General features: G+C 73.5%; 12 protein-coding genes. 7 read left to right on the top strand and 5 right to left on the bottom strand.

Annotation, left to right across the window (positions count from 1 at the left end; genetic code table 11):
- The first annotated feature begins 219 nt into the window (after positions 1-219).
- From ACIPXB_RS35460 to ACIPXB_RS35450, 3 genes are all read left to right on the top strand, one after another.
- Positions 220-1,116 carry a class II aldolase/adducin family protein gene (locus ACIPXB_RS35460; RefSeq protein ID WP_401456828.1) on the top strand — a complete coding sequence of 299 codons (897 nt, stop codon included), beginning with the start codon at positions 220-222 and terminating at the stop codon, positions 1,114-1,116.
- Positions 1,117-1,238: 122 nt separating this feature from the next.
- A complete protein-coding gene (locus ACIPXB_RS35455) occupies positions 1,239-2,504 on the top strand; it encodes a hypothetical protein (RefSeq protein ID WP_401456827.1) in 1,266 nt (421 codons plus the stop codon).
- Positions 2,505-2,522: 18 nt separating this feature from the next.
- A complete protein-coding gene (locus tag ACIPXB_RS35450; protein ID WP_401456825.1) occupies positions 2,523-3,038 on the top strand; it encodes a DoxX family protein in 516 nt (171 codons plus the stop codon).
- On the opposite strand, the gene ACIPXB_RS35445 is transcribed toward ACIPXB_RS35450, so the two are convergent.
- Both ACIPXB_RS35445 and ACIPXB_RS35440 read right to left on the bottom strand, forming a co-directional pair.
- Complete coding sequence (locus ACIPXB_RS35445; protein ID WP_401456824.1) at positions 2,972-3,208, bottom strand: hypothetical protein; 237 nt, start codon at positions 3,206-3,208, stop codon at positions 2,972-2,974. The two genes, ACIPXB_RS35450 and ACIPXB_RS35445, sit on opposite strands and share 67 nt — an antisense overlap.
- Complete coding sequence (locus ACIPXB_RS35440; RefSeq protein WP_401456821.1) at positions 3,195-4,493, bottom strand: PspC domain-containing protein; 1,299 nt, start codon at positions 4,491-4,493, stop codon at positions 3,195-3,197. The genes ACIPXB_RS35445 and ACIPXB_RS35440 overlap by 14 nt, the downstream gene beginning before the upstream one ends.
- 129 nt (positions 4,494-4,622) lie before the next feature.
- Between ACIPXB_RS35440 and ACIPXB_RS35435 the strand changes: the two genes are divergently transcribed.
- The 3 genes from ACIPXB_RS35435 to ACIPXB_RS35425 all read left to right on the top strand — a co-directional run bounded on the left by ACIPXB_RS35435 (position 4,623) and on the right by ACIPXB_RS35425 (position 7,814).
- Positions 4,623-5,915 carry a PspC domain-containing protein gene (locus ACIPXB_RS35435; protein WP_401456819.1) on the top strand — a complete coding sequence of 431 codons (1,293 nt, stop codon included), beginning with the start codon at positions 4,623-4,625 and terminating at the stop codon, positions 5,913-5,915.
- Complete coding sequence (locus ACIPXB_RS35430) at positions 5,912-6,619, top strand: LuxR C-terminal-related transcriptional regulator (RefSeq protein ID WP_401456817.1); 708 nt, start codon at positions 5,912-5,914, stop codon at positions 6,617-6,619. The genes ACIPXB_RS35435 and ACIPXB_RS35430 overlap by 4 nt, the downstream gene beginning before the upstream one ends.
- 91 nt (positions 6,620-6,710) lie before the next feature.
- A complete protein-coding gene (locus ACIPXB_RS35425; protein WP_401456815.1) occupies positions 6,711-7,814 on the top strand; it encodes an alpha/beta hydrolase in 1,104 nt (367 codons plus the stop codon).
- 35 nt (positions 7,815-7,849) lie between these two features.
- Here ACIPXB_RS35425 and ACIPXB_RS35420 read toward each other — a convergent pair whose 3' ends face one another.
- Both ACIPXB_RS35420 and ACIPXB_RS35415 read right to left on the bottom strand, forming a co-directional pair.
- Positions 7,850-8,932, bottom strand: coding sequence for an NlpC/P60 family protein (locus tag ACIPXB_RS35420; protein ID WP_401456813.1), 1,083 nt, complete (start codon positions 8,930-8,932; stop codon positions 7,850-7,852).
- A 149-nt stretch (positions 8,933-9,081) separates the two neighbouring features.
- Positions 9,082-9,435, bottom strand: coding sequence for a hypothetical protein (locus ACIPXB_RS35415; RefSeq protein ID WP_401456811.1), 354 nt, complete (start codon positions 9,433-9,435; stop codon positions 9,082-9,084).
- A gap of 153 nt (positions 9,436-9,588) precedes the next feature.
- On the opposite strand from ACIPXB_RS35415, the gene pcrA reads away from it, so the two are divergent.
- Positions 9,589-12,159 carry a DNA helicase PcrA gene (pcrA, locus tag ACIPXB_RS35410; RefSeq protein ID WP_401456809.1) on the top strand — a complete coding sequence of 857 codons (2,571 nt, stop codon included), beginning with the start codon at positions 9,589-9,591 and terminating at the stop codon, positions 12,157-12,159.
- A 133-nt stretch (positions 12,160-12,292) separates the two neighbouring features.
- Here the strand turns inward: pcrA and ACIPXB_RS35405 are convergent, their stop codons facing one another.
- Entirely contained in the window at positions 12,293-14,002 is a 1,710-nt protein-coding gene (locus tag ACIPXB_RS35405; RefSeq protein WP_401456807.1) for a M23 family metallopeptidase, read from the bottom strand.
- Between the last annotated feature and the right edge of the window lie 27 nt (positions 14,003-14,029).

Here is a 14,029-nt window from a genome sequence, read left to right as displayed (position 1 = left end):
CACCCCCCCCCCGCGCCCCTGGGCCCTTGGTTGGGTGGCGGCGCCGGGCGGCCGGGCCCCCCCCCCCCCCCGCCCGGGGCCCCCCCCCCCCCCCCCCCCCCCCCCGCCCCCCGGGGGGCCCCCCCACGGCCGTTCGGCGTCCGCACGGCTCTGTTCTCCTCGGGCGGGCCGACGTACGGTGCGCGCCGACGACGCCGTGGGGCGGGGGAGGGGCGGGCCATGACCGACGAGAGGGCCGGGAGCACGGCACCGGGCGGGGTGCCGGAGGCGGCACCGGGCGCGGGACCGGGCGGGGCACCGGGCGCGGGACCGGGCGTGGCGCCGGGCGCGGGACCGGGCGCGGGACCGGGCGCGGCGGGCGGGCGGCCGGAGCCGGTACCGGTGGAGCGGCTCGCCCTGGACCTGCCGCCCCGCTTCGAGAGCCCCGCGCAGGAGCGCGCCCACCTGAAGGAACGATTGGCCGCAGCGCTGCGACTGTTCGCGGAGCTCGGGTACGAGGAGGGCGTGGCAGGCCACCTCACCGCGAGGGACCCGGAGTATAGCGACTGTTACTGGGTCAATCCGTTCGGCCGCACTTTCACCCGTATGACGCCCGGGGACCTCGTCCTGGTCGACGGGGACGGCCGCGTGGTGCGGGGCGGACGCCGCGTGAACCAGCTCGCGTTCGCCGTCCACGCCGCCGTCCACCGGGCCCGGCCCGCCGTCGTGGCCGTCGCCCACACCCCCACTCCGTACGGCACGGCGCTCGCCGCCCTCAGGGATCCGCTCGCCCCGCTCAGCGAGGACGCCTGCGCCTTCTACGAGGACCACGCGGTGCTCCAGGGCTACGCCGGCACGGCCGACGCGGCCCGGATCGCCCGTGCGCTGGGACCGCGCAAGGCCCTCGTGCTGCCCGGCCGCGGCCTGCTGACCGTGGGGGACTCCGTCGACGCCGCCGCCTGGTGGCTGATCGCGATGGAGCGCGCCGCCCGGGTCCAGCTGATCGCGCGGGCCGCCGGGAAACCGGCCGCGATGGACCACCGCGACGCCGTGGCCGTCCGCGAACGCTTCGGCACGGACCTGGCCGCCTGGGTCAACTGCCAGCCGCTCCTGCAGCGCGTGACGTCAACATCATGAACCGCTCATCACCTGCTCTGACATCGTGCGCAAACCGGAGCACTGCCGCAGTGGTGCACAATTCGCGGCATTGCCCGGTACTTGCACGGTAGTAGCACGGTAGTGAGAGAGGCGGCACGCACGTGGCTGTCCAAGAGATCCACCGAAGTACGCACGGCGGCGGCTGCACCTGCGACGACTGCCCGCACGGCGCCCGCGAGGGCCACCGGCGCGCCGTCACCGCCTTCCTGGAACGGCGCGACGCGCTCGCCGCCGGCCAGGGCCTGCCCGCCGCCGTGGCCCGCTCGGCCGGGGCCTCCCGGCAGTGGGTCTCCGACGAACTGACCGTCTCCGCCCGCACCGTCGCCGACCGCGGCCGCGAGGCCGGCCACTCCTGGCTGCACGTCCTGTCCCGGCGGGCCGTCCTCGCCGTGTGGATCGCCGCCGGGGTGCTGCTGCTGGTCCAGGTCGGCACCGCCCTCGGCACCGGCTGGAGCGCCGCCCGGACCGCCGGCCTGCTCGCCGCCGTGGTCCTGGCGGGCCTGCTCACCGTCGCCGCCCGCGCCCAGACCGTCCGGGGCGGGCTGCTCGCGCCACTCGTCGGCGAGGACAACCGGCTCTCCACGTCCAAGGCGGTGGCCTGCGCCTGGCTGCTGCTGACCGCGTTCGCGGCGCTGCTGCCCGCCGTCCGGCTGGCCGCCTCCACACCCGGCACGGACCGGACCGCCCTCTTCGCGGGCCTGGACCTGTGGCGGGCGGTGCCGCTGCTCACCGTCGTCGCGCTGACCTCCGGGGTCGCGGTGCTCGTACGGCGCGTGGTGTCCGTACGGATCATGGGCCAGCGGCTGCAGAAGCTGCCCGCCGACCGGCCGCGCGGCGCCGACCTGCTCACCGACGACGCCGGGCGCGGCAGCTTCCCCGACGCCCAGTACGTGCTGGTCTCCACCGTGGTGCTGGCCTTCGCGGTCGTGTCGCTGGCCCGCTTCCCCGACCGGCTGCCGCGGCTGCCGTGGGCGCTGGCGCTGCTGGTGGCCCTGTCGGCGGCCGTCTACCTCGCGGCCAAGTACGCCGAGGGCAGCCGTCCGCTGGTGCTGTCGGTGGTCCGCACCCGCGAGCCCGGTGACCTGGACGCGGCCGTCCGCACCGGCGACGACATCGAGATCCGGGGCGTCGGCTTCCTGCCGCCGGGCGCGGGCACCCCCGAGATGCTGGCCCGCCTCGTGGTGCGGATCGGCGCGGTGCACGTGCACGTGCCGCTGGTGCCGGTGGCGGGGGGCTTCAGCAACCCGTCCGACACGGTGCTGACCGTGCCGGTACCGGTCGACGTGGAACCCGGCCGGGTCGACATCCAGGTGGTCACGGCTGCCGGGGTGGAATCCAACCGCTGCACCATCGACGTCGGTGAGTGAGCGGGGTAGACATGGGACGTGAATCTCACTGATCTCAGGGACCGCGCGACCCGGCACGCGCTGCTGCCGCTGCGCCTCTTCCTCGGCGTGACCTTCGTCTACGCGGGTCTGGACAAGCTGACCGACGCCGCGTTCCTCTCCGCCTCCGGCACCGGCTCGATCGGCGAGACCATGCAGGGGGTGCGGGACGGCTCAGCCGTTCCGGCCCTGGTCGACCTGGCCCTTCAGGCCCCCGCCGGCTTCGGCGCGGCGATCGCCGTCGGGGAACTCCTGGTGGGGGTCGCCACCCTGCTGGGACTGTTCGCCCGGGTGGCGGCCGCCGGCGGTGCGCTGATCTCGCTGAGCCTGTGGCTCACCGTGAGCTGGCAGGTCACGCCCTACTACTACGGCAACGATCTGATCTATCTGCTGGCCTGGACGCCGCTGATCATGGCGGGGGCGGCCGCCCCCTCCCTGGACGCCATGCTTCAGGACCGATCGCTCCCGTGGCTGGACCGGCTGATCCCGTCGCGCCGGTCGCGCCGTACGGCGTAGGTGACGATGCCCAGCAGGGCGGCGAGCGAGAGCCCGCCCATCGTCATCGGGATCACCACGAACCACGGCACGTCCGCCTCGCCGCCCGCGTCGAGCAGATAGAGCACGCCCGCCGTCAGCAGGACCAGCCCCGCCAGCAGCCGTCCCGGCTGGAACTCATGACGCCGCACGGGCCACCTCCACCTGTCCCACGCCCGTCTTCAGGCGCAACTCGATCGTCCCGCCGGCCTCGGTGCCGGCGGCGGGCTTCAGGGTCGTGTGCTGACTGTGCCTGCCCAGGTGCTCGAGCCGGTCCGCACGCTCACCGGGCAGCTGTACGTCGCCCACGCGTATCTCGATGCCGGCCCGGGCCGTGACCTGGCGCGGCACGATCACCTTGAGCTTGCCCGCGTCCAGCGAGGCGCCGACCGCGACAGTGGTGCCCCGGGGGACGTCGAGACGGCTGAGGTCCAAGACCGCGTACCCGTTGGACGCGTCGTAGCTCGGGCGCAGCTCGGCCACGGAGGCCGGGCGCCAGGTCACCTCGCGCCATTCGGTGCCGATGTCCCGCGGCAGCGCGGCCGCGCCCGCCAGCAGGCCGGCGGTGACCACCGCCAGCACGACGGTGCCGAACCCGGTGCGGCCCGTGAACGAACTGACGGCCAGTCCGAGGCCGAACACCGCCAGCGCGGCCGCCAGTCCCACCTGGAGGGCGTGGCCCAGGGGCTGGCCGTGCCACACGGAGGCCGTGGCGGCCGCCCCGGCGAGGACGGCCAGTACGAAGACCCGGCCGCCGATCCCGCCGCCCCGCGCCCGGTAGGGCCGCGGCCGCGGACTCCGCCCGGGGCCGGCGCCGCGCCGGTCCGTCGCACCGGCCTCCTCCGGACCCCACAGGTAGCCCGTGGGGGAGTGCCCGGTGGTGCCGTCCTTGACCAGCGGGTCCCGCCACCAGGAAGGGCTGCCCGGCACGGGGGGCGCCTGGGTCTCCGGCGGCGCCTCGGCCGCCCGTATATGTGCGGCGTCCGGCTCGCTCTCGGCGGCCGGGCGCCGGCCGCCGCGGCGGCGCTGCGCCCAGTGGACCGCGGCGCCGACGGCGACCACCGACAGCACGGTGAACCCGGACGTCGCGCCGTTGTTCAGCAGCGACAGGAACAGCGCGCAGCCCACCAGCGAGGCCAGCAACGCGGCCAGCGTGCCGCCTTCCACCCGGCCGGTCAGCAGCTTCTTCGCCTCGTTCTCCTCCTCGCCCTCCAGCGGCACCAGCAGCCAGGCGAAGCCGTAGAAGATCAGACCGACGCCGCCCGTCACCGTCAGCACCGCGAGCACGATCCGGAATATCACCGGGTCGAGGTCGAAGTGCCGCCCGAGGCCGCCGCACACGCCCGCGACGACGGTGTTGCGCCTGCTGCGGCGCAGTGTCGGACGGTCGAGCGGCGGCGCGGGGTCCGCCGGCGGGGAGGCGTGGAGATCGGTCATGGCTCCATGGTGACCGGCCGCCGCGGGCTCCGGAATCCGGTCCTACCCTGGCGCAACCCTGATATCCCCCCGGAAGAACTGGGGGGATGCCCTGATGTCCCCGGCGCCTCCGCGTGTGACCCTGGGGTCATGTCCGCAGTCGTCGCACCCCGTATCCCGCACGCCCCCGAGTCCGAGGAACCCGCGCCGCGCAAGCTCTACCGCAGCGCCGAGGGCCGGATGCTGGGCGGAGTCGCGCGCGGCCTGGCCGGGCACCTCGGGGTGCCGGTGATCTGGGTCCGGCTCGCCTTCCTGGGCATGTTCATGTTCGGCGACGGCCTCGGGGTGCTGCTCTACGCCGCGTTCTGGGTGTTCGTACCGCTCGGCCAGGGCGGCCGCACCACCGAGCGGTCCTTCTTCGAGACGCTCGCCGACGGCTCGCGCCGGCTGCGTAAACCCGAGCGCGGCCAGGTCGTCGCCCTGGTCGTGCTGTTCGTCGGCGTCGGCATCTGGATCTCGCGCATCCAGCTCGGCGGCGAGACCGGCCGCTACGTCTGGCCCACCCTGCTCGTCGGCGCCGGCGTGGTCCTGGTGTGGCGGCAGGCCGACAACGCCCGCCGGGCGCACTGGACGGCGGCCGCGGGCCGGCACGGCCGGCTGCTCCAGATGGCCCGCGCCCTCGCCGGCGTCGCCCTGGTCGGCGTGGGCCTGACCGTCTTCATCGTCGTCCGCGGCTCCGCCGCCCAGCTCGGCAACATGCTCACCGCCACCCTCGCCGTCCTCGTCGGCGTCGCGCTGCTGGCCGGACCCTGGCTGATCCGGATGACCCAGGACCTCTCCGAAGAGCGCCTCATGCGCATCCGCGCCCAGGAGCGCGCCGAGGTCGCCGCCCACGTCCACGACTCCGTGCTGCACACGCTCACCCTGATCCAGCGCAACGCCGAGGACGTCGGCGAGGTGCGGCGGCTGGCCCGCGCGCAGGAGAGGGAGCTGCGCAACTGGCTGTACAAGCCCGAGGGCACCGGCAAGGAGGAGGCGGAGGAGCCCGCCACCCTCGCCGAGGCCGTCAAGAAGGCCGCCGCCGAGGTCGAGGACCACCACGGCGTCCCGATCGAGATCGTCGTCGTCGGCGACTGCCCGCTCGACGAGAAGCTGACCGCACAGGTCCAGGCCGCGCGCGAGGCGATGGTCAACGCCGCCAAGTACGGTGGCGAGGGCGGACCGGTACAGGTCTACGCCGAGGTGGAGGGGCGGACGGTGTTCGTGTCCGTACGGGACCGGGGGCCGGGCTTCGACGTCGACGCGGTACCCGACGACCGCATGGGCGTACGAGAATCGATCATCGGCCGGATGCAGCGCAACGGCGGGACCGCGCGACTGCGGTCGGCGCCCGACGGCGGCACGGAAGTCGAGCTGGAGATGGAGAGGGCGAGCGGAACATGAGCGAAGAGGCTGCACACCAGGACGTGACCGGGGCCGGGGGCGGCCGGCGGGTCCGCGTGGTCCTCGTCGACGACCACCGCATGTTCCGTACGGGCGTCCAGGCCGAGATCGGCGAGACCGCGCGGACCGGCGTCGAGGTGGTCGGCGAGGCCGCCGACGTCGACCAGGCGGTCACCGTCATCACCGCCACCCGCCCCGAGGTGGTCCTGCTCGACGTCCACCTGCCCGGCGGCGGCGGGGTCGAGGTGCTGCGCCGCTGCGCCCCGCTGATGACGGCGGCCGAGGACCCGGTGCGGTTCCTGGCCCTGTCGGTGTCGGACGCCGCCGAGGACGTCATCGGGGTCATCCGGGGCGGCGCGCGCGGGTACGTCACCAAGACGATCACGGGCACGGACCTGGTCGACTCGGTCTTCCGGGTGCAGGACGGGGATGCGGTCTTCTCCCCGCGGCTGGCGGGCTTCGTGCTGGACGCGTTCGCCTCGACCGACGCGCCGCCGGTCGACGAGGACCTCGACCGGCTCACGCAGCGCGAGCGGGAGGTGCTCCGGCTGATCGCGCGCGGCTACGCGTACAAGGAGATCGCCAAGCAGCTCTTCATCTCCGTCAAGACGGTCGAGTCGCACGTCTCGGCGGTGCTGCGCAAGCTCCAGCTGTCCAACCGGCACGAGCTGACGCGCTGGGCGACCGCGCGCCGCCTGGTCTGAGGTCTCGCCGACCGGGTCCGGCGGCGTTGTGATGCACGTCGCGGAAAACCGGGGCAACCCGGGCGGGCGGCGCACCCTCTAGGGGTGCGTGATGAGCTTGACCGGGACTCCTGTGTTCGTGGCGGCGGCCGCGCTGACCGCGGCCGCCGTCGTCCTGCCGCTCGTGCTGTGGAGCAGGGTGCGCGGCCCGGCCGTCGTCCGCGGCGTGACCCGCTGCCTGATGGTCGTCTTCGCGCAGGCCACGGCGATCGCCCTGGTCTTCATCGGGATCAACCGGACCGAGAACTTCTACGCCTCCTGGGATGACCTGATGGGCACCGGTGACTACGTCACCGCCGCCAACGACCTCGGCCCCGACGGGCTCGGCGGCCGGAAGATCGACGCCCAGCCGAAGGTCCGGCAGGAGTTCACGCCCGTCGCCGAACTGGGCGGACGGGTCCAGCGGACCGAGCTGGACGGCAAGATCTCCGGGGTCAAGGGCGAGGTCTTCGTCTGGCTGCCGCCGCAGTACGACGACCCGGCCTGGAAGGACAAGAAGTTCCCCGTCGTCGAGCTGATCCCGGGCATGCCGGGCACGGGGAAGTCCTGGTTCCAGGGGCTCAAGGTGCACGAGACCCTGGAGCCGCTGATGAAGAGCGGACAGATCCAGCCGTTCGTGCTCGTCTCGCCGCGCACCATGCTCCTGGGCAACACCGACACCGGCTGCGCCAACATCCCCGGCAAGGTCAACGCCGACACCTGGCTCAGCGTCGACGTCCGCAAGATGGTCACCGACAACTTCCGGGTCGCGGGCGAGGCCCGCTCCTGGGCCGTCGCGGGCTACTCCGCCGGCGCCTACTGCTCCGCCAAGCTGGCGATCGCCCACCCCGACCGCTACACCGCAGCCCTCTCCCTCTCCGGCTACAACGACCCCGGCCAGGAGCCGGCCTCGCTGGTCGCCCAGGACCCCGAACTGCGCCGCACCCACAACCTGGTCGCCCTCCTGAAGGCCGCGCCCACGCCGCCCCCGGTCTCCCTGTGGATCTCCGGGGCCCAGGCCGACGGCTACACCGCGGGGCAGGAGCTCCAGCAGGCGGCGAAGCAGCCGACCCTGGTGCACGCCGAGAAGGTCACGGGCGGCCACAACATCGAGACCTGGGTCCGCCAGCTCCCGCAGACCTTCACCTGGCTGAGCGCCCAGCTCAGGACGGGCTAGCCGGGCCGGGGAGCCAAGGGGGCCAGGGGCCGGACCTAGGCGGGGCGGGTGGCGCCCGCCCAGGGCATGGAGTCGATCGGGGCGATGCGGACCGTCGAGCCGGGGCGCGGGGCGTGGATCATCTGCCCGTTGCCGATGTAGAGGCCGACGTGGGTCACGCCGGAGTAGAAGAAGACCAGGTCACCGGGGGCCAGCTGGCTCTTGGCGACCCGGCGGCCGGCGTTGATCTGGGTGTAGGTGGTGCGCGGCAGGGACACCCCGGCCGAGCGCCAGGCCGCCTGGGTCAGCCCCGAGCAGTCGAACGAGCCCGGCCCCGTCGCGCCCCACACGTACGGCTTGCCGATCGCCCCGTACGCGAACGCCACCGCGCGGGCCGCGCGCGAGCCGTCGGCGGGCGGCGGGGCCTGGCTCGGACGGGCGCCGGCGGCGCCGGAGGCGGGGGCGCCGGGGGCAGCGGCCGCAACGGCGGGGCCCGCGTCGGGGTCCTCGGCCTCGTACCGTGCCCGCTCCTCGGCGGTGAGCCGGGCCAGCACCCGCCGGGCGGCCTCCAGCTTGTTCTCGATCACCGACTTGTGGCGGGCGAGCTCGTCCTGCCGGGCGCGCAGCTCGGCGAGCCGGCCGGACGCCTGGTCGCGCAGCCCCCTGACCTCCTCCAGGCCCCGGCGTACGGAGGCCAGCCCGGCGGTGCTGCGGTCGCCGGCCCGGGACATCAGGGCCGCGCCGGCCAGGTACTCCTGCGGGTCGTCGGCGAGCGCGAGCCGGACCGCGGGGCCCAGGCCCCCGGAGCGGTACTGCGAGGCGGCGAGCGAACCGAGTGCGGCGCGGGCGGTGTTGAGGCGGTCGGTCTTGCGGGCCGCCTGGTCCTGGAGGTCGGTCAGCGCGCGCTGGGCCTCGTCGGCCTTCTCCTTCGCCCCGTTGTAGCGCTCGGTGGCCTCCTCGGCCTCCCCGTACAGCCGGTCCACCTCCGCCTTGACCTGCGACGGCGTCGGGCGGGGGTCGGCCTGGGAGGCGCCTTCGAACGCGGTGGCGGATGCAGCGCCCGCGAGGGCGAGGGTGGCGGCGGTACGGACCGTGCCGCCGGAGAGCGGGCGCTGCCTGGGCTTTCGATGACTGGCCACGCGGGCCTCACGTCCTTCCCCTGGTCGCTGATCGACTCGCCGGTCGACTCGCCGGCCGACTCGGTGGTCGCCGGGTCCTGGGGGAGGACGCTAAACCCGAAGGTAACGGGTTCCGGCCGGGATGATCCGAAGTGACCGGATCTGACCGGTCAGCGCCAGAGAACGGCGATGAAGATGTTGGCGATGGTCAGTCCGCCGACCGCGCCGAACAGGGCCTTGTCGACCCGCTCGTCGTCGCGCTTGACGTAGACGAGCGCCAGGATCACGAAGAGCACCGCCAGCTTCACGCCGATCTTGACGTGGTTGAGGGTGCCGCCGTCCATCTCGCGCAGGCCCACCAGGACCACGCCCGTCACCAGCATGGTCAGGGCGCCGTGCAGCATGCCGGGGGTGAAGCGGGCTTGACCTGCGCCCATCGCCTTCATCTGGCCGAGGAACCCCCCGAGCAGGGCGGCGATGCCGATGATGTGCAGACCGACGAAGAGATGGATGAGAACGCTCATGCGAGCGAGCGTACGGGGTGGCTCCGGACCCCGATTTTCCGGGGGTGGGGCCGCCTGTCCTCCGCGGCGGGGCCGCTCGTTTCCGGGGGCGGGGCCGCCAGTTTTCCCGGGGCGGGGCTGCCTGTCGGTCCGGCCCCCTAGACTCGGAAGGCGATGAGCAGCCTCTTTGACGACAGTTTCCTGGCGGACCTCACTCCCTCCGACGAGGAGCCCCCGCCGCCGCCCGAGGAGTACGCCCCGGAAGCCGGCGCGGACGACCTCTTCGAGGGGCACTTCGACGCGCCCATGAGCGGCGACGCGTACTACCGCGACGGCTCCGCCCGGCCCGTCATCGACCCGGCGGCCCTGCTCGACGGGCTGAACGAGCAGCAGCGCGCCGCGGTCGTGCACGCCGGCTCGCCGCTGCTCATCGTGGCCGGCGCCGGCTCGGGCAAGACCCGCGTGCTCACCCACCGGATCGGCCACCTGCTGGCCGCCCGGGGCGTCCACCCCGGCCAGATCCTCGCGATCACCTTCACCAACAAGGCCGCCGGCGAGATGAAGGAGCGCGTCGAGGGCCTGGTCGGCCCGCGCGCGGGCGCCATGTGGGTGTCCACCTTCCACAGCGCGTGCGTACGCATCCTGCGCCGCGAGTCCAAGCGGCTCGGCTTCACCTCGTCCTTCTCGATCTACGACGCTGCCGACTCCAAGCGGCTCATGGCGCTGGTCTGCCGCGACCTGGACCTCGACCCCAAGAAGTTCCCGCCGAAGTCCTTCAACGCCAAGATCTCCAACCTCAAGAACGAGCTGATCGACGAGGACGCCTTCGCCGCCCAGGCCGCTGGGGGCACCTCCCAGACGGAGTCCGGGGGAGGGTTCGAGAAGACGCTCGCCCAGGCGTACGCGATGTACCAGGCGCGGCTGCGCGAGGCCAACGCGCTCGACTTCGACGACATCATCATGACCACGGTGCACCTGCTCCAGGCCTTCCCGGACGTCGCCGAGCACTACCGGCGCCGCTTCCGGCACGTCCTGGTCGACGAGTACCAGGACACCAACCACGCGCAGTACACGCTCGTACGCGAACTGGTCGGGCCCGGGTACGACGACCTGCCCCCCGCCGAGCTGTGCGTGGTCGGTGACGCGGACCAGTCGATCTACGCCTTCCGCGGCGCGACGATCCGCAACATCCTCCAGTTCGAGGAGGACTACAAGGACGCGACGACGATCCTGCTGGAGCAGAACTACCGCTCCACCCAGACGATCCTGTCCGCCGCCAACGCCGTCATCGAGCGCAACGAGAACCGCCGCGCCAAGAACCTGTGGACCGACGCCGGCACCGGCACCGTGATCACCGGGTACGTGGCCGACACCGAGCACGACGAGGCCCAGTTCGTCGCCGACGAGATCGACCGGCTGACGGACGCGGGCGACGCGAAGGCCGGCGACGTGGCGATCTTCTACCGGACGAACGCGCAGTCGCGCGTCTTCGAGGAGATCTTCATCCGCGTCGGCCTGCCCTACAAGGTCGTCGGCGGGGTCCGCTTCTACGAGCGCAAGGAGGTCCGGGACGTCCTGGCCTACCTGCGGGTGCTGGCCAACCCCGAGGACAACGTTCCGCTGCGCCGGATCCTGAACGTGCCCAAGCGCGGCATCGGCGAGCGCGCGGAGGCGATGATCGACGCCCTCGCGCTGCGCGAGAAGATCACCTTCCCGCAGGCCCTGCGGCGGGTCGACGAGGCGTACGGGATGGCCGCGCGCTCCACCAACGCCGTCAAGCGGTTCAACGTGCTGATGGAGGAGCTGCGGACGATCGTCGACTCGGGCGCGGGCCCGGCGGTGGTGCTGGAGGCCGTACTGGAGCGGACGGGCTACCTGGCCGAGCTCCAGGCCTCCACCGACCCGCAGGACGAGACGCGGATCGAGAACCTCCAGGAACTGGCCGCCGTGGCCCTGGAGTTCGAGCAGGCGCGCGGTGAGGACACCGGGACGTCACCGGCCGCCGCCACGGCCGCTGCCGCGGGCGGCACCCTGGCCGAGTTCCTGGAGCAGGTCGCGCTCGTCGCCGACTCCGACCAGATCCCGGACGAGGACACCGACGGCTCGGGCGTCATCACGCTGATGACCCTGCACACCGCCAAGGGCCTGGAGTTCCCGGTGGTCTTCCTGACCGGCATGGAGGACGGGGTCTTCCCGCACATGCGGGCGCTGGGGCAGACCAAGGAGCTGGAGGAGGAGCGCCGGCTGGCGTACGTCGGCATCACGCGTGCCCGGGAGCGGCTGTACCTGACGCGCTCGGCGATGCGCAGCGCGTGGGGGACGCCCTCCTACAACCCGCCGTCGCGGTTCCTGGAGGAGATCCCGGACGAGTACCTGCGGTGGAAGCGCACGGGCGCGCAGAAGCCGGCGGGTCCCGTGTCGGGCGGGCGCGGCTTCGGGCCGGGCTCCCGGTCGGGTTCCGGTTCGGGTTCCGGTTCCGGGAAGTCGTCGTTCGGTACGTCGCCCGAGGCGTTCCTGTCGTCGTCGCGTACGAAGGCCGGGCCGTCCGGGTTCGCCACGCGGCGGGCCACCGACAAGCCGGTCGTCGCGCTGGCGGTCGGGGACCGGGTCACGCACGACCAGTTCGGGCTGGGCACGGTGACCGAGGTCAAGGGGTCGGGTGCGGACGCGCAGGCCACGATCGACTTCGGGGACGCCAAGCCCAAGCGGCTGCTGCTGCGTTACGCGCCGGTGCAGAAGCTGTAGGGACGGGCAGGAGCGGTGGCGCCGGCCGGAGTGCCGGCGCCGCTGTGGTGTGGCGGGAGTGCTGCGGCTGGAGTGCCGGCGTCGCTGTGGTGCGTGCCGGCGGAGTGCCGGCGGCCGCTGTGCTGCGGCCGGGTCAGTTGGGGTTCAGGCCCTTGCTGCGCAGCCACGCGGACGGATCGATCGGGGACCCGCCGCCGGGCCGCACCTCGAAGTGGAGGTGGGGGCCGGTGGAGTTGCCCGAGTTGCCGGAGTAGGCGATCACTTCGCCCGCCTTGACCTTGCCGGACCGGATCTTGGAGCTGCTCAGGTGGCAGTACCAGGTCTCGGTGCCGTCGGGGGCGGTGAGGATCACCATGTTGCCGTAGGCGCTGTTCCACTGGGTGCGCACGGTGCCGTCGGTGGCGGCCATGACCGGCGTGCCGTAGCCGACGGGGAAGTCGATACCGGTGTGCACCGACATCCACATGCCGCCGGACTGCCCGTAGCCGGCGCTGAGTCCGTGCTGGGCGACCGGGACGGCGAACTTGGGGCGGGCGGCCTCCTTGGCGGCCGCCTCCTCCGCACGCTTCTTCTTCTCTTCTTCCTGGCGGACGCGCAGGTCGATGCGCTCCTGCGTACGGCTGGCGCGGTCCGCGAAGTCGCCCGCGTCGGCGCTGAGCGCGGCGAGCTGGGTATCGAGCTTGCTGTTGGCGGCGGCCGGCTGGACCGAGGCCGGGTCGGGCGCGGCCAGCGTGGTGGTGTCCTCGGTGGTCTTCTCCGCGCCACCGGTCAGGCCGCTGACGGAGGCGGCGGCGACGCCCGCGACACCCATGACGCAGACGGAGGGGACGGCCACGGTCAGCAGGGCGGAACGCTTCGCCGGGGTGCGCCGGCGGCTGGCGGCACGGCCCGTGCCACCGGTGCCGCCGCCCGGGCCGCTGCCGGTGGTCGCGGAGCCGGTCTGGGCGGTCGCATTCCTGGCCGCGGCGCCCTTGGCCGCCGCGTTCTTGGCGGCGGCGTTCTTGGCGGCGGCGCGGCGCGCGGCGCGCGACACCGCGGTCGCCTCGAAGGCTGCGGAGGCCGCGGCGACATCGGCCGCGGACATGGTCTGCGTCTCGGCGGCGTGCACCGCGGCGGCCGCCTCGTCGGGGGATTCCGCTTCGGTGTCCTCGACAACCTGCACGGCGTCGAAGGTGGCGGTCGGCGCCGCGTCGAAGGCGGTGGCCGGTACGGCGTCGAAGGTGGCCGTCGGCGTGGCCTCGAAGGCGGCGGTCTCGAAGGCGGCGGTCTCGGCCATCGCCCCGTACTCGGCCGGGGACTCGTAGGCGTGCGCCGGCGCTGCGTACTCGGAGGTGTACTCACCGCCCGCGCCGTACTCGTACGAGGACTCGTTCTCGTAGCCGTAGGAGGCCTCGGGCTGGAGCTGCTGCGGGAGCTCCTCCTGCACCACGGAGTTCCACGCGGTCGCGTCGTACGCGCCGGTCTCGGCGGCGGTCGTGCCGAAGCCGGGCATCGCCCAGTGGCCGCTCTGCTCGCCGGAGGTGTCGTAGCCGAAGGCGGCGGCGGGCTGCTGGTAATCGGTGTGCGCGGACCAGGCGCTCGCGTCCCACTGGCCCGTGCCGTCCTCGGGGAGCGACTGGGCGGGGATGCTGGTCAGGTAGCTCTCCTGCGCGGCCGGCGTGGCCCAGGCGGTGGCGTCGTAACTGCCCGTCGCGTTCGCGTCGTACGCGGCGTAGGAGGAGTAGTCGTACCCCTGCCCCTGCGTTTCAAAGGAACCGTAGGACACATCGCCAGCGAAAGTGGTGGTGGCAAGGCCGTCGTACCCGGGATCCGGGTACTGGCCCGACGTGGGGCGGTCGTTCACCAACTTCTCTTTCGCCTCGGCGGTGGG

The sequence above is a fragment of the Streptomyces sp. NPDC090022 genome (genome assembly GCF_044748145.1).
GTDB lineage: Bacteria > Actinomycetota > Actinomycetes > Streptomycetales > Streptomycetaceae > Streptomyces.
The sequence above is the reverse complement of the archived record's forward strand: the minus strand, read 5'-3'. Positions and strand labels throughout refer to the sequence as shown.